This is a genomic window from Nitrospirillum guaranorum (assembly GCF_034653275.1).
Classification (GTDB): Bacteria; Pseudomonadota; Alphaproteobacteria; order Azospirillales; family Azospirillaceae; genus Nitrospirillum.
The window spans coordinates 2,640,324-2,654,669 of record NZ_JAYEES010000003.1 but is presented as its reverse complement, the minus strand read 5'-3'; the positions used below and the strand labels follow the sequence as shown (position 1 = coordinate 2,654,669).

12 protein-coding genes, 2 tRNA genes and 1 riboswitch are annotated in these 14,346 nt (G+C 68.5%); of the genes, 9 read left to right on the top strand and 5 right to left on the bottom strand.

What is annotated here, in order from left to right:
- Positions 1–166: 166 nt before the first annotated feature.
- Positions 167–242, top strand: a tRNA-Lys gene (locus UAJ10_RS21170).
- A gap of 263 nt (positions 243–505) precedes the next feature.
- A tRNA-Lys gene (locus tag UAJ10_RS21165) sits at positions 506–581 on the top strand.
- 200 nt (positions 582–781) lie between these two features.
- On the opposite strand, the gene UAJ10_RS21160 is transcribed toward UAJ10_RS21165, so the two are convergent.
- On the bottom strand, positions 782–1,318 hold the full coding sequence (locus UAJ10_RS21160; protein WP_157999584.1) for an acyloxyacyl hydrolase: 537 nt from the start codon (positions 1,316–1,318) through the stop codon (positions 782–784).
- Between the two features lie 388 nt (positions 1,319–1,706).
- On the opposite strand from UAJ10_RS21160, the gene UAJ10_RS21155 reads away from it, so the two are divergent.
- Both UAJ10_RS21155 and UAJ10_RS21150 read left to right on the top strand, forming a co-directional pair.
- Positions 1,707–3,356 carry a bifunctional aminoglycoside phosphotransferase/ATP-binding protein gene (locus UAJ10_RS21155; RefSeq protein WP_322917188.1) on the top strand — a complete coding sequence of 550 codons (1,650 nt, stop codon included), beginning with the start codon at positions 1,707–1,709 and terminating at the stop codon, positions 3,354–3,356.
- 159 nt (positions 3,357–3,515) lie between these two features.
- Entirely contained in the window at positions 3,516–4,424 is a 909-nt protein-coding gene (locus tag UAJ10_RS21150) for a universal stress protein (protein WP_322917187.1), read from the top strand.
- Positions 4,425–4,428: 4 nt separating this feature from the next.
- On the opposite strand, the gene pepN is transcribed toward UAJ10_RS21150, so the two are convergent.
- Positions 4,429–7,107 carry an aminopeptidase N gene (gene pepN, locus UAJ10_RS21145; protein WP_322917186.1) on the bottom strand — a complete coding sequence of 893 codons (2,679 nt, stop codon included), beginning with the start codon at positions 7,105–7,107 and terminating at the stop codon, positions 4,429–4,431.
- Between the two features lie 251 nt (positions 7,108–7,358).
- On the opposite strand from pepN, the gene UAJ10_RS21140 reads away from it, so the two are divergent.
- The 5 genes from UAJ10_RS21140 (at position 7,359) to UAJ10_RS21120 (ending at position 11,422) form a co-directional block, all read left to right on the top strand.
- Positions 7,359–7,979 (top strand): hypothetical protein, encoded by a 621-nt coding sequence (locus tag UAJ10_RS21140; protein ID WP_322917185.1) that lies wholly within the window; start codon positions 7,359–7,361, stop codon positions 7,977–7,979.
- Positions 7,979–8,773 carry a hypothetical protein gene (locus tag UAJ10_RS21135; RefSeq protein ID WP_322917184.1) on the top strand — a complete coding sequence of 265 codons (795 nt, stop codon included), beginning with the start codon at positions 7,979–7,981 and terminating at the stop codon, positions 8,771–8,773. The genes UAJ10_RS21140 and UAJ10_RS21135 overlap by 1 nt, the downstream gene beginning before the upstream one ends.
- Before the next feature lie 79 nt (positions 8,774–8,852).
- Positions 8,853–8,964, top strand: a riboswitch (SAM-I-IV-variant riboswitch).
- 58 nt (positions 8,965–9,022) lie between these two features.
- The gene (locus UAJ10_RS21130; protein WP_322917183.1) at positions 9,023–10,102 is read left to right on the top strand and encodes a threonine aldolase family protein; all 1,080 of its coding nucleotides are present in this window, start codon (positions 9,023–9,025) and stop codon (positions 10,100–10,102) included.
- Positions 10,103–10,278: 176 nt separating this feature from the next.
- Entirely contained in the window at positions 10,279–10,836 is a 558-nt protein-coding gene (locus UAJ10_RS21125; RefSeq protein WP_322917182.1) for a hypothetical protein, read from the top strand.
- A 13-nt stretch (positions 10,837–10,849) separates the two neighbouring features.
- Complete coding sequence (locus UAJ10_RS21120) at positions 10,850–11,422, top strand: hypothetical protein (RefSeq protein ID WP_322917181.1); 573 nt, start codon at positions 10,850–10,852, stop codon at positions 11,420–11,422.
- A gap of 66 nt (positions 11,423–11,488) precedes the next feature.
- On the opposite strand, the gene UAJ10_RS21115 is transcribed toward UAJ10_RS21120, so the two are convergent.
- From UAJ10_RS21115 to UAJ10_RS21105, 3 genes are all read right to left on the bottom strand, one after another.
- A complete protein-coding gene (locus tag UAJ10_RS21115) occupies positions 11,489–13,180 on the bottom strand; it encodes a methyl-accepting chemotaxis protein (RefSeq protein ID WP_322917180.1) in 1,692 nt (563 codons plus the stop codon).
- Between the two features lie 395 nt (positions 13,181–13,575).
- Positions 13,576–13,914 (bottom strand): HesB/IscA family protein, encoded by a 339-nt coding sequence (locus UAJ10_RS21110; protein WP_322917179.1) that lies wholly within the window; start codon positions 13,912–13,914, stop codon positions 13,576–13,578.
- A gap of 39 nt (positions 13,915–13,953) precedes the next feature.
- Positions 13,954–14,343 (bottom strand): SUF system Fe-S cluster assembly protein, encoded by a 390-nt coding sequence (locus UAJ10_RS21105; protein WP_040846432.1) that lies wholly within the window; start codon positions 14,341–14,343, stop codon positions 13,954–13,956.
- Between the last annotated feature and the right edge of the window lie 3 nt (positions 14,344–14,346).

The window sequence follows — 14,346 nt, the reverse complement described above, 5'->3', positions numbered from 1 at the left end:
CGGTGCGGAGGGGCGCCCATGCCGCCCCTTTGTTCCTGCAAGGGCGCCATGTCGAGGCGCCGATGCATTTTTCTGTCGACAAGCGCCGCCTATCGCCGTATGAAACCGCCCTCACCGGGACGCAAGACCCGGCTGGCTGGCGCCACGGCGGCGGCCTTCGAGGGGCGGGTGTATAGCTCAGTTGGTAGAGCAGCTGACTCTTAATCAGCGGGCCCAAGGTTCGAGTCCTTGTACACCCACCACTCCTCTTCCCGTTAGCATCGCCGTGCTGTCGCGCCGGGCCTCCCAAGGCCGGGCCGTTTGTGTTTGGGCGTGCGCTAAGTCTTTAATATTCCCTATATTTCCAGCTGCCGGCGCCCGCATGGGTGCCATTCGCCAACGCCGGGCGGCATCGCGTTTTTTCTGTCATTTTTCTGTCGACAAGCCCGCGCCAGGACGTTACAAAGCCGCCCTCACCGGGACGCAAGACCCGGCGGCCGGCGCCACGGCGGCGGCTCTGAGGGGCGGGTGTATAGCTCAGTTGGTAGAGCAGCTGACTCTTAATCAGCGGGCCCAAGGTTCGAGTCCTTGTACACCCACCACTCCTCTTAAATCCTTCTCCTGTTATTGATGGTCAATCGCCCTGTCCCCATTGGGACCGAGGGCGTTGTCGCATGCGCGTTCGGCATGGGCGTCGCCGCGAGGCCGGTGGCAGGGCTGGTTCCGCCTTCCATTCCGCGCAAACGAAAAGGGCGCCCGGAGGCGCCCTTTGTCATTTCAGCCCGACGTAGCTTCGGCTGGCTTACCAGCCGCCGAACAGCCAACTGGTGGGGATGTGGTAGTACAAGGTCACGATCTCGGAACCGGGGTTCACCTCGCCGATGCCGGCGTTGGAGATGTGGCCGAAGGACAGGCCCAGGCGGCTCTGATTTTCGAACTTGTACGAGATTTCGGCGGTGGAGCGGAACTCCACCCAGCTGCCCAGGTTCTTGCCGCTGCCGGTGCCGTAGACGCCGACGCCGAAGTTGGGTGTGAAATCGAAGGAACTGCCCAGCGGAATGTCGAACAGGATGCCGCCCACGCCATACGCGCCGCCCTGGCCGGTGAACTCACCGCCCACCCAGGGGCTGATGCGGATCCAGCTGTTGCTGAACAGCGAGGTGTTGGGGCGGTACTCGACACGGTAATCGGTCGTGTTGTGCTTCGGCCCCGTCCGCAGCACGTCGTACTCGCCGATGCCGAAGCTGAGGAAGCTGGGGGTGTCCTCGGCGAATGCCGGCGCCGCGGCTGTGACCAGCCCCAACGCCAATACCGTGGACTTCAGAAGACGCCGTATCACGACCGCGATCCTTATTAAGCAGTTTTCAGGATGATTCCCGAATAGGCCAAGCAACTCAACGACCAAAGCAGTGACCGCTACCTTTTGCCTCGCATAGCCGACGACTGTTGCGCATATGCGACAAACAGGCGTCCAGCCACCCAGGCTACACACGCGCAAGGCCACACCCGCACGACCGGGCGCCGCCTTAATAGAGCCGACCCGGTTACGATTTCATGAAAGCGCCCCGCATAGGCGCAATGCCCTCACATTATATGGTTTCGCAGGTGCACAATGTCAGGGGTATAGGCCGCAAGGTGGGGGTGGGGGCAGTGCCCGGCGTCACTGGCCGGAAAAATCGGCGTAGGGCGCACGACAGCCTGTCATAAAACGCCTTTAAAATCAGGACATGGATCTGTGTCCGGCGCCCGCGAACCCGACCCTGATGGACCAGGCCGCCACGATCGCCCTGCTGGGCGATCCGGCGACCCACCAGGGTTTGGCGGTGGAGCGAATCGATACCGACGGCGCCATCATCTTCCTGGCCGGCGATCGCGCCTACAAGATACGGCGCGCCGTCCACTTCCCCCACCTGGACCTGTCCACCCCCGACCGTCGGCGCCGCGTGGCCCTGGCCGAGGTCGCCGTCAACCGCCGCACGGCGCCCGGCCTGTATGAGGGCGTCCTGGCGGTGGTGCCGGGGCCCCATGGCCGCCTGATGCTGGCGCCCGCCGGGTCCGGCGCCGACGCGACATTGGCGGACTGGGCGGCGGTGGACTGGGTGGTGGTCATGCGCCGCTTCGCCGAATCCAGCCTGTTCGACCGCCAGGCGGAGGCCGGGCTGCTCACCCGCGACGGCATGCGGGCCGTGGCCGACGCCGTGGCCGCCCTGCATGAGAGCGCCCATGACGAGGGAGCGAACCGCGCCAGCTGGCCGCCCCCCGGCGGGGTGGAGGTGGTGCGGGCGGCGGTGACCGGCGCCCTGGGCGCGTTACGCCAGCACCCGGATCTGTTCGATCCCCCGGCGCTGGAGCGGCTGGAGCGGGGCTTGATGGCGGCCGTGGCCCGTCAGGAATGGCTGATCGAACGCCGCCGCCGCTCCGGCTATGTCCGGCCCTGCCATGGCGACCTGCAACTGGGCAACATCTGTCTGTGGGGCGGCCAACCCACCCTGTTCGGCGCCGCCATCCTGCTGGACGAAGCCGGCGCCCCCCGGGATGGGCCCCCCCGGGATGGGGACGTGGTGGACGGGGGCCCGGCGGTCATCGACGTCTTCAACGACCTCGCCTATCTGCTGATGGATTTGGAGCACCGCCGGCTGCGGCCCTTCGCCAACCTGGTGCTGAACCGCTATCTGGAGCAGACGGGCGATTTCGCCGGCCTGGCGCTGCTGCCGCTGTTCATCAGCCTGTGCGCCGCCATCCGCGCCCACATGACGGCCAGCACGGCCGCGGCGCGGCGGCCGGTGGGGGCGGGCGCCTCCTTCCGGCGCGAGGCTGCGGCCTACCTGGATCTGGCCCTGTCCGCCCTCAATCCCCGGGCACCCCGCCTGATCGCCATCGGCGGCCTGCCGGGGACGGGCAAGTCCACCCTGGCCCGCATGCTGGCGCCGGAGATCGGGCCCATCCCCGGCGCCGTCATCCTGCAATCCGAGGCGTTGCGTCGCCGCCTGCTGGACGCGCCGGAGGAGGGGACGCTGGCGGCATCCGGATACAGCGAGGCGGTGACCACCCGCGTCTATGGCGAGATGGCGGGCCGCGCCGGACTGGTGCTGGAGGCCGGCCACGCCGTGGTGGCGGACGCCGTCTACGCCCGGCCGGACCAGCGCGCGGATATCGAGGCGGTGGCCCACGCAGCACCTGTGCCCTTCCTGGGCCTGTGGCTGGTGCTGAACCAGCAGCAGGCGGCCGATGAAGGGCGCCCCAAGGGGGAGCGTGGCGGCCGCGGCCTGGGGGAGATGCGCTGGGACATCCTGTCGGTGCTGGGCTCCGCCGCCGACGTGGCCCGCCGCCTGCTGAGCCAGTTGGCCCGGCCGGAGCCCTGGCGGCCCGAGGTTTAGGTACGGTTCCCTCAGCCGTCTCCGGCCTTAAGCGCTTGCCCTCCGTCTGCGCCGGGTCCAGGCTTGAGGCACGTCAATGCGGGCGCCCGCCCCAACGATGAAGCTTCTCCATGATGTTCCGGCCCGCGCGGGCGCGGGTGACAAGAGGAGAACGGCCCCATGTCCTATGCCCCCCCGGCTTATGCCCCCCCGGCTTATGCCAAGATCCTGTCGGTGCTGACCGGCGGCGCCGGTGACCGCGCCGCCCTGGCGGCGGCCTTCGCCCTGGCGCGGCCGGCCGGCGGCCACGTCCTGGGCCTGGTGCCCAACCCCGACCCGCGCGAGGCGGTGCCGGCCCTGGGCGAAGGCGTGTCGGGCGCCCTGGTCGAGGAGATCATGGCCATGGTGGAGCAGGAGTCGCGCAACCACCGCACCCGCGCGCGCCAGGCCTTCGACGCCGCCCTGGCCGAGGCCGGCGCCACCCTGGCCGAGACCCCGGACGCGGCCGCCGGTGCTTCCCTGACCGGCGACTTCCGCGAGGTTGTGGGCAGCCAGGAGGATGCGGCCGTGGTCGAGGCCCGCCTGGCGGACATCAGCGTCATGGCGCAGGTGGGCGAGACGGTGGGGGGTGAGGCCCTGCTGATGCTGGAGGCCATCCTGCTGGCCAGCGCCCGGCCCCTGCTGGTCGTGCCGCCCACCTTCCGGGCGGAAACGGGCGTGGGCCGCCGCATCCTTCTCGCCTGGAACGGCAGCCGCGAATCGACCCAGGCCGTGGCCCAGTCCCTGCCCCTGCTGAAGGCGGCGGAGGCGGTGACCGTGATCGCGGTCGAGACGGACAAGACCGAGGGCGCCGCCGGCCGCGACCTGGCAGGCTACCTCGCCTGGCACGGCATCAAGGCCCAGGTGCGGCAGCCCATGGCGGAGGGGCGGCCGGTAGGGGCCTTGTTGCTGGCCACGGCGGAGGCCGCCGACGCCGACCTGCTGGTGCTGGGCGGCTATGGTCACAGCCGCCTGCGGGAGATGATCCTGGGCGGCGTCACCCGCCACGTGCTCTACAACGCCGCCCTGCCGGTCCTACTGGCGCATTGAGGCGTCAGCCGGCCAGGCTCTTCGACGCGATCTCATAGACGTCGCGCGACAGGCCGGCGGTGCCGACGATGCGCTCCAGCGCCGCCTTGGCGTGCTGCTGCCGGCCGGCGTCGTAGGGGCGCCAGCGGGCCAGGGGCTTCACCATGCGGCTGGCCACCTGGGGGTTCAGCTTGTCCAGCGTCAGCACCGTATCGGCCAGGAAGGCGTAGCCGCTGCCGTCGGCGGCATGGAATTTGGATGGGTTGGCGGCGAAGCTGCCCACCAGGGCGTAGACCTTGTTGGGGTTGCGGATGGAGAAGGACGGGTGGTCCATCAGGCCCCGCACCCGCTCCAGCGTGTCCGGCCGGTCGCTCAGCGCCTGCACCGCGAACCACTTGTCCATCACCAGCGGCTCATGCTTCCAGCGGTCGGCGAAGTCGGCCAGGCAGCCCGCACGCTCGTCCATGGCGCTGTCGGCGATCAGGGCCAGCGCCGCGATGGCGTCGGTCATGGTGGCCGCACCCTGGTATTGCGCCAGGCACAGGGCGCGGGCCGGGGCGTCGTCCAGCGCCATCAGGTAGGCCAGCGCCGCGTTCTTGAGCGCGCGGCGGCCCATGGCGTCGGGGGTGATGGTGAAGGCGCCGTCGGTGCGGTTGCCGTCATAGGCCTTGCGGAAGGCGCCGTTCAGCTCTCGCGCCAGGGTGCGGCGCAGGGCCAGGCGGGCGGCATGGATGCCGTCCACGTCCACCGTGGCCCGCTGCTGGCCCAGATAACCCTCCGTGGGCAGGGCCAGCGCCAGGGCGGCGAACGCCCGGTCCTCCCCCGCCCGCGCCAGGGTTTGGGCCGTGGCGTCGATGTAGGCCTGGGGCACGGCGGCCTCGGCGCCTTTGGCCCGGGCGTCGACATCGGCCAGGATCAGGCGGGTGGCCAGGGTCTGCCCCGCCTCCCACCGGTTGAAGGCGTCGCTGTCGTGGGCCATCAGGAAGGTCAGCGCGGCGTCGTCCTGCTTGAGGTCCAGCCGCACCGGGGCGGAGAAGCCGCGCAGCAGGGAGGGCACCGGCGCTTGCGGCACGCCGGTGAAGGTGTAGCTCTGCTCCGCCTCCGTCAGGGCGAGGGTGCGCGTGGTGGCGCCGGTTTCGGTTTCACCCTGGAGGGTGAGGGGCAAATCCGTGCCGTCCGGGCCCACCAGGCCCAGGGCCACGGGGATGACCTGGGGCAGCTTGTCCGGCTGGCCCGGCGTCGCCGGCACCGTTTGGCGCAGGGTCAGGGTGTAGGTGCCGGCGGCGGCATCGTGTCGGCCTTCGCCCGACACCACCGGCGTGCCGGCCTGGGAATACCAGCGCTGGAACTGCGCCCACAGCGGATCGGTGGGCTTTTGGCCGTTGGCCTCAACCATGGCGGCCAGGAAGTCGTCCGTCGTCACCGCCTGGCCGTCGTGGCGGGCGAAGTACAGGTCGATGCCCTTGCGATACCCCGCATGGCCCAGCAGGGTGCGGTACATGCGCAGCACCTCCGCCCCCTTCTCATAGACGGTGGGCGTGTAGAAGTTGCTGATCTCGATATAGCTTTCCGGCCGCACGGAATGGGCGGTGGGGCCGGCGTCCTCGTTGAACTGCACCTGGCGCAGGCGCTGCACGTCCTGGATGCGTTTCACCGGCGCGGAGTTCATGTCGGCGGAGAATTCCTGGTCGCGGAAGACGGTCAGGCCTTCCTTCAGGCTCAGCTGGAACCAGTCGCGGCAGGTGACGCGATTGCCCGTCCAATTATGGAAATACTCGTGCGCCACCACCGTCTCGATCCCGAGGAAGTCGGTATCGGTGGCCGTCTCCGGCTGGGCCAGGATGTACTTGGTGTTGAAGACGTTCAGGCTCTTGTTCTCCATCGCCCCCATGTTGAAGTCGGACACGGCGACGATGTTGAAGATGTCCAGGTCGTATTCCAGGCCGTAGACGTCCTCATCCCACTTCATGGACTTCTTCAGCGACTCCATGGCGTGGCCGCACTTGGCCTCGTTCCCCGGCTCGACATAGATGCGCAGGGCCACCTCGCGGCCCGAGCGGGTGGTGAAGCGGTCCTCGATGTGCACCAGGTTGCCGGCCACCAGCGCGAACAGGTAGCAGGGCTTGGGCCAGGGATCCTCCCACCGCGCCCAGTGGCGCCCGGCCTCGGTCGCGCTGTCGCCGCTGGCCGTCAGGTTGCCGTTGGACAGCAGCACGGGATAGCGCGCCCGCTCCGCCTCGATGGTGGTGGTGTAGCGGGCCATCACGTCCGGGCGGTCCAGGAAATAGGTGATCTTGCGGAAGCCTTCCGCCTCGCACTGGGTGCAGTAGTTGCCGGAGGACTTGTACAGCCCCTCCAGCGCCGTGTTGTCCTGCGGCCGGGTGCGGGTGGTGATCTCCACCGTGGCGTGGTCGGCCAGGCCGGCCAGGGTCAGCCGGTCCGGCGTCAGGGTGTAATCGTCGGGCCCCAGCAGGCGGTTGTCCACCCGCACGGCCAGCAGTTCCAGTTCCTGGCCGTCCAGGTCCAGCGTGGCGGTGGTGTTCCCCGAGGCCGGGTTCCGCCGCACCGCCAGGGTGGAACGGATGGTGGCCGCCTCTTCCCGCAAATCGACATGCAGGTCCACGGTATCGATCAGCCAGGCCGGCGGGGCGTGGTCGCGAAGGTGGATGGCGTGGGGCGTGGCCGTGTCGAGGCGGCTGTCCATGGGGCGGGTTCCGTTGGAATTATGGTTGACGGCCAGGATAGGGGAGGGGGTGGCGCGGCGCCAACCCCCCTTTCCCAGCGGGGCGGAAGGGCATCGGGCCAGCGCCTGCGGCCATTGCTGCCCATCTGCCCTCCCCGGTTGGACAGGGGGCCTGTCCTGATGACTTAGGCGGGTAATTTGGGCGGGCCGCCTACGGCCTTAGGCTGTATCCTTCGGGTATGAGCGGGAGAGGTAAGTCAGGGTAGGTCCCCGTGCAGGTCGCGCAGTCGGATCTGGTGGTGCTGTCGGTCGCGGGCGCCGTTGTGGCCGCCATCGCGCTGCTGGAAGTGCTGCGCCTGGTGATCGTGGACATCTACGAATGGGCGGCGAAATACCGTCGCATCAAGTACGAGATCCAGCAGACCCGCCGCACCACGGAAAACTTGTGGGCCACCAACCGGGCCAACGCCGCCCTGCGCGACCGGCGCAATGCCGAGCGCTTCCGCCTCAACACCATCCTGCACCGCATGGAGCAGGAGCGGGAGGAACTGGAGCGGCGGCGGGTGGAAGTGTGGCACGAGGTGGGCGACGCCACGCTGGACGACCAGCTCTATCTGGCGGACCTGAACAACCGCAGCCTGATGGAACGGGCGGCGGCGGGGATGGAGGAAATCTGCCCCATCTGGCGCTACACCCACCGCGTCCGGGTATGGGCGGGGAATGAGCGCCAGGCCCGTTCCCGCCTGCTGCTGGCCTTCAGTCCCAAGGATGGCTTCAGCGTCAACAATTTGCGCGCCGCCCAGGGCTTCAAGGCGGTGGCGGAGGCGGCGGCCGCCGGCCGGTCGGCGGCGCAGTCCTGCCTGGTGCGACCGCACCGGCGCATGGTGCGCTGATGACGGGCGGCTACAGCAACCTCAACTTCATGGTCTTCATCATCCTGGCCATCGGTGGGGCCTTCCTGGCCTTCTCCGTCCGCCGCATCCTGTTCAAGATCCGCGAGACGGAGCGGCGCATCGCCGCCACGGTGGACGAGAAGAACGAGGCCGCTGCCGACCTGCGCGTCGCCCGCCAGCAGGAGGAGCAACTGCTCCAGGCGCTGGAGGAGGGGGAGGAGGCGCTGCGCGAGATCGCGCGCCGGACGGAGGAGGTGCAGAACCGCATGGCGGTGCTGCGCCAGGCCACGCCCCGGCCGTTGAACCTGGTCTCCCTGGAGTGGGCCCAGGGTGATCACCTGTACGAGGCGCATCTGCGCAGCGTGGTGGCGCCCCGCCACGTGGGCCGCACCGTGGGCGGCATGGCCGAGGCCGGGGTGGTGCACGGCTACGCCCCCACCGAGGCCGACTTCCGCGCGTTGGTCACCAACCGGTTGGCGAACGAGGGCGGCTACACCATCAGCAGCGTCCTTCCCATCTCGTTGGGTGACGAGGGGCCCGCCGTCGACGGTGCCGGCGCCGCGACGGTGGAACCGCCGGCGGAGGATGAGGCCCTTAGTGACTTGATGGGGGGTGACTTGATGGGCGGCGGCGTGATGGGAAGCGACGGGGTGGGCGTTGGCGCGGTGGGGGAAACACCCGTTTCCGCCGGCTCCTCCACCGGCCCCAAGCCGCTGCCGGTGCGCCCGCCCGCCGCCATGCAGGGCATGCCGCGCGGCATGGGCCTGACCCCCGCCCCGGCCGCCAGCGGCTGAGGCCGCGCCGAAGATCACCCATGCCGCCGCCGCCGCCTCTGGGGGCTTGCGCCCGCGGCCGCCAGCGGCTATCCCTCTGCCCGTGCATCAAGAGTTGAGCTGACGCTCAACGCCAACCTGCTCTACCCGGCAAGGTGGCGCTTCCCCCAAAGGGGAAGGATGTGGCCGATCCGGCAATGAACGGGAAGCAGCCACGTGAGTCCGTTTCGCTCTTGGTCCGGACTTGAGACCATGAAGGCTGCGTTCCCCATGACCACCGATACGCTACCCGCCCAATTCGCCGCCCAGCAGTTCGCCGCCCAGCAATTCGCCAGCGACAATTATTCTGGTGTCTGCCCGGAGGCTTGGGCCGCCATGGCGGAGGCCAACAGCGGCCACGCCGCCGCTTATGGCGAGGATGTATGGACGGCGAAGGCCGCCGACGCCTTCCGCCAGCTGTTCGGCACCCCCTGCGACGTGTTCTTCGCCTTCAACGGCACCGCCGCCAACTCGCTGGCCCTGGCCTCGCTCTGCCAGTCCTACCACAGCGTCATCTGCTCGGCCTCCGCCCACGTGGAGACGGATGAATGCGGCGCGCCGGAGTTCTTCTCCAACGGGTCCAAGCTGTTGGTGGCCCAGACGGCGGACGGCAAGCTGACGCCCGACGCCATCCGGGCGCTGGCCACCGGCCGGTCGGACATCCATTTCCCCAAGCCCCGTGCCATCACCATCACCCAGCCGACGGAGACCGGGCAGGTCTACAGCCTGGATGAGATCCGCGCCATCTCCGCCGTCTGCCGCGACCTGGGCCTGCGCCTGCACATGGATGGCGCCCGCTTCGCCAACGCCTGCGCCAGCCTGGGCTGTTCCCCCGCGGAGATGACCTGGCGGGCGGGGGTGGACGTGCTGTGTTTCGGCGGCACCAAGAACGGCATGGCGGTGGGCGAGGCCATCCTGTTCTTCGACCGGGCCCTGGCCGAGGATTTCGACTACCGCTGCAAGCAGGCGGGCCAGCTGGCGTCCAAGATGCGCTTCCTGTCCGCCCCCTGGGTGCGCATGCTGGAGAACGGCGCCTGGCTGCGCAACGCCGCCCATGCCAATGCCGGGGCCCAGCGGTTGGCGGCGGGCCTCGCGGGGGTGCCGGGCGTGGCACCCCTATTCCCGGTCCAGGCCAACGCCGTGTTCCTGACGGCGCCGGCGGCGGTGCTGGACGGCCTGCGGGCGCGCGGCTGGCGCTTCTACACCTTCATCGGCGGTGGCGCCCGCTTCATGTTCGCCTGGGATACCCAGTCGGATCGGGTGGAGCAGCTGGTGGCCGACATCCGGGATTTGGCCCGCGCGGCCGCGTAAGTTCCTCCTCACCCGCCGTGACGGGCCCTATACGGAAGATTTTATTTAAAATTTCGGATTTAGGGCCCGTTAACCATCAATTGACCGTACAACCTTGAAGTGGACTTCCATGCGATAGCGCGACCGTTCATTCCCCGACTGCCGAGGCCCTGGTGCACTTCGAGAAACCGGATCTGGTGATCATAACCATCGTGGGCGCCATCCTGGCGGGGGTGTTGCTGCTGGAACTGCTGCGCCTGGTCATCAACGACGTCTATGAGATGATCGCCCGCCACGCGAAGGTGAAAAAGGAAATCGAGCAGATCCGGCGCACGGCGGAAAAGGTGGCGGCGGCCAACCGCGACACCGCCCGGGTGCGCGACGCGCGCATCGCCCTGCGCTTTCGCGAGACCAGCACCCTCCAGCGCTTGGAAAAGGAATGTGAGGAGTTCGAGCGGCGGCGGGTGGAGGTGTGGCACGACTTGGGCGGCCCCTCGGCCAGCGGCTTGGCGCTTTATTCCGCCGACATCAGCAACAGCGCGCTGACCAACGGCGTGGTCGCGGGCATGGAATCGATCTGCCCGCTATGGCGTCATCTGCACCGCGCCCGCGTTTGGGCCCGGACGGAGATGGAGGCCCGCACCGCCTTGCAGCAGGAATTCGCGCTGGCCGACGGCTACAGCGTCACCAACGTGCGGCAGGTCCAGGGCTCCGGCGCCCCCGGTGCCCAGCGCGGCGTTGTGCGGCCGGGCTGAGGAGAGTGTTGCCATGATGCTGTCCGACGCCCTGGCCGAAGCCTACGCCAACCCCAACCCCGCCCACGTCTGCGCCATGGCGGTGGGCGGCGCCATCATGGCCTGGTCACTGAAACGGCTGATCACCGAGGTGCGCAAGACCGAGCGGCGGGTGAGCGCCGCGGTGGAGGAGCGCAACAAGGCCGCCGCCAGCCTGCGCCAGGCCCGCCTGCAGGAAGGGGAGCTGCGCACCGCCCTGCAGGACCTGGATGGGGAGTTGGAGGAGATCGCCACCCGCGCCCGCGACGTCGAGGCCCGGCGCGGTACGCTGCAGCAGGTCATCCCGCGCCACCTGAACCTGTTCTCCCAGGCGTGGTCGCAGGGCGACACCCTGTTCGAGGCGCGGATCAGCCTGGTGACGGGCCTGGGCGGCGGCAAGAGCGGCGCCCGCGTCGTCCACGGCTACGCCGCCGGTCCCCGCGACTTCCGCAACAAGCTGATGGTCCGTTTCCCGCCCGCCTCCTATGTCGTGGTCGAGATGGCGGCCGTCGACCTGGGTGAACTGGACATGGCCGTCAGCAATCTGGGCAGCGCCAACCAGCCCTGACCGCATGGGGAAAGGGCCGGCGTCGGCCGGCCTTTTCCCGCGCGATCTGGTTGCCGACGCGCCGTTTCAGCCGGCGCGCAGCACCGACAGGAAGCCATCCACCTGGGCACGCAGGGCGCTCGCATCGGTCGACAGGCGTCCGGCCGTGCCCAGCATCTGGGTGGCGGCGCCGCCGGTGTGGGTCGCGGCCTGGGTGACGCCGGCGATGTTGGACGCGATCTCGGACGTGCCCGTCGCCGCCTGCTGGACGTTGCTCGCGATCTCCCGCGTCGCCGCACCCTGCTCCTCCACCGCCGAGGCGATGGCGCTGGCGATCTCGTTGATGCGGGTGATGGTGCCGGTGATGGCGCCGATGGAACTGGCGGCGTCCCCGGTGGCCGCCTGGATGGCGGCGATCTGGGCGCCGATATCCTCCGTCGCCTTGGCCGTCTGGTTGGCCAGGCTCTTCACTTCGCTGGCCACGACCGCGAAGCCCTTGCCGGCGTCGCCGGCGCGCGCCGCCTCGATGGTGGCGTTCAGCGCCAGCAGGTTGGTCTGTCCGGCGATGGTGGAGATCAGGGTCATGACCTCGCCGATGCGGTTGGCGGCCTGCACCAGCGATTCCACCTTGGCCTGGGTGCGTCCCGCCTCATCCACCGCCTCGCCAGCGATGGCGGTGGACCGCGCCACCTGCTGCCCGATCTCGTTGATCGAGGCGCTCAGCTCCTCCGCCGCGGCGGCCACCGTGTGCACGCTTTGCGAGGCCTGCTCCACCGCGCTGGCGGCCGACGTCACCTGGCGCGAGGTCTGTTCCGCCGTGGTCGACAGCGACTGGGCGGCCTGTTGCATCTCGGTGGAGGAGGCGGTCACGCCGTCCACCACGCCCATGACCGTGCGTTCGAAATCGCCGGCCAGGCGCTCCATGGCCTGGCGCTTTTCCATATCCGCCCGGGCCTTCGCCTCCGCCTGCTCCATTTCCAGCCGGCGCACGGCCAGGGCGTTGTCCTTGAACACCAGCAGCGCCTGGGCCAGGGTGCCCACCTCGTCCGTGCGGTCGGCGCCGTGAACCTCGGTTTCCAGCTGGCCACCGGCGATGGCGGTCATGGCGCCGGTCACGCGGCTGATGGGACGCACGGTCAGGAAGATGACGATGGCGGCCATCAGGCCAAAGCTGGCGACCAGGCCGGTGACGGCCAATGTCATCAGCATGGTGCTGACGTCATCGGCGAGCACGTCGGTATCCACCTTGGCCTTGGCCATGGCCCCACCATCGGCGTCAACCCGCTTCTGCAGTGCGTCCATCATCGCGACGCGGGCGTCCCGCGCGGATCCCATGGAAATCTTGGCGGCGGTGGCGTCGTCATTGCGCCGTGCGGCCTCGACGGCCGGTTCGTTGGCGGCGATGTAGGCGTCCAGCAGCCGCTTCAGGTCCACGTTGATGGCGCGCCGTTCCGCCGTATCCGCCAAGCTGGTCAGCTTGTCGATGTTGGCCTCGGCCTTCGCGACTTTGTCGCGGTAGGTCCTCTCGAATTTGTCGGAGCCGCTGTCCATCAGGATCATGTTCTTGGCGTCCACGGTGGCGCCGTTGAGCAGGCTCTGCGTCTCCAGCGCCAGCGCTTGGCGGGTCGCGTCGACATCAATGACGTGGGTGATGGCGTTATTCAGCTGGTTCAGGCCGTTGTTGGCCATGGTGACGATGGACACGGCGACAACCGCGATCAGGCACAGGGGAATGGCCAGCTTCACGATCAGTTTCAGGTTGGCGAACCAGCGGATCATCGAAAATCTCCTACACGACGTACCCCGGAAGGGTTGCGTCAACCTGCCGCGCTGGTGCTTAACGACACATTAAGACTGAGGACGTTCCCAAGTACTCATGATCTATCTTTCGTATATGTCGGCGTCTCTGGAAGGGAATGTGCGGATATGTATGATCACGTTGAAGCCATGATATGGCTCTAGTCTTGAAAAATGATAGTGATTATCAATTTATATTGACTAATTCCCGCTGGTGGAATGATTTTGTGGCTGAACCATCTTGGCCGGCCTGATCGCGAGAGGGTGCTTGGACGCGGGCAGCAAAAGGGGCGCGGCGGGCCCTCATGCCCATCCGCGCCCCTGACGCCCGTGCAGGCGGCTGATCCGACGTCGCGTTGGCGGCGACGCCCCGGCGATCAGACCGTGAAGCTCTCGCCGCAGCCGCAGCGGCCCTTCTCATTCGGGTTGGTAAAGACGAAGCCCGACTGGAACTTGTCTTCCTTGTAGTCCATCTCCGTGCCCAGCAGGAACATGGTGGAGGCGGGGTCGAGCAGCAAGGTGACGCCCTTCTCCTCCACCACTTCCTCGAAGGGCTTCTTGGCGTCGGCATACTCGACGAAATAGCTGAGGCCCGAGCAGCCGCGCGCCTTCACGCCGACGCGCAGGCCCACGGCCGGCGTCTCGCGCTGGGCCATGATCTCCTTCACGCGGGATGCTGCGGCATCGGTCAGGCTCATGGCTTTCCGGCGTTCCATGGGGGGACGTTCCATGCGGCTCATGCTTATCTCCACACGTCAGAACATATTGAGGGCGACGCGCGCCTCGTCGGACATCAGGCTGGGGTTCCAGGCCGGTTCCCACACCAGGTTCACGGTCACGTCCTTGACCCCGTCGACGCTGCCGACGACGCCCTGCACCTGGCCCGGCATCTCGCCCGCCACGGGGCAGCCGGGGGCGGTCAGGGTCATATCGATCTCGACTTGGCCTTCCGCGTCGATGTCGCAGCGGTAGATCAGGCCCAGCTCATAGATGTTCACCGGGATTTCGGGGTCGTAGACGGTCTTCAGCGCCTCCGTCACGCGGTCCGCCAGGGGGGCGTCCGGGGGCAGCTTGTCCTCATCCGGGATGGTGGCCGGCGCTTGCAGCGTAACATCCGGCGCGATGGGGCGTTCGGCTCCAGACATCTC

What these genes read in the sequence shown, in the direction of transcription:
- UAJ10_RS21155 (WP_322917188.1), top strand. Translation starts at nt 1,707, where the DNA reads ATGGATCTGTGTCCGGCGCCCGCGAACCCGACCCTGATGGACCAGGCC.
- UAJ10_RS21150 (WP_322917187.1), top strand. Translation starts at nt 3,516, where the DNA reads ATGTCCTATGCCCCCCCGGCTTATGCCCCCCCGGCTTATGCCAAGATC.
- pepN (WP_322917186.1), bottom strand. Translation starts at nt 7,107, where the DNA reads ATGGACAGCCGCCTCGACACGGCCACGCCCCACGCCATCCACCTTCGC.
- UAJ10_RS21135 (WP_322917184.1), top strand. Translation starts at nt 7,979, where the DNA reads ATGACGGGCGGCTACAGCAACCTCAACTTCATGGTCTTCATCATCCTG.
- UAJ10_RS21130 (WP_322917183.1), top strand. Translation starts at nt 9,023, where the DNA reads ATGACCACCGATACGCTACCCGCCCAATTCGCCGCCCAGCAGTTCGCC.
- UAJ10_RS21120 (WP_322917181.1), top strand. Translation starts at nt 10,850, where the DNA reads ATGATGCTGTCCGACGCCCTGGCCGAAGCCTACGCCAACCCCAACCCC.
- UAJ10_RS21115 (WP_322917180.1), bottom strand. Translation starts at nt 13,180, where the DNA reads ATGATCCGCTGGTTCGCCAACCTGAAACTGATCGTGAAGCTGGCCATT.
- UAJ10_RS21110 (WP_322917179.1), bottom strand. Translation starts at nt 13,914, where the DNA reads ATGGAACGCCGGAAAGCCATGAGCCTGACCGATGCCGCAGCATCCCGC.
- UAJ10_RS21105 (WP_040846432.1), bottom strand. Translation starts at nt 14,343, where the DNA reads ATGTCTGGAGCCGAACGCCCCATCGCGCCGGATGTTACGCTGCAAGCG.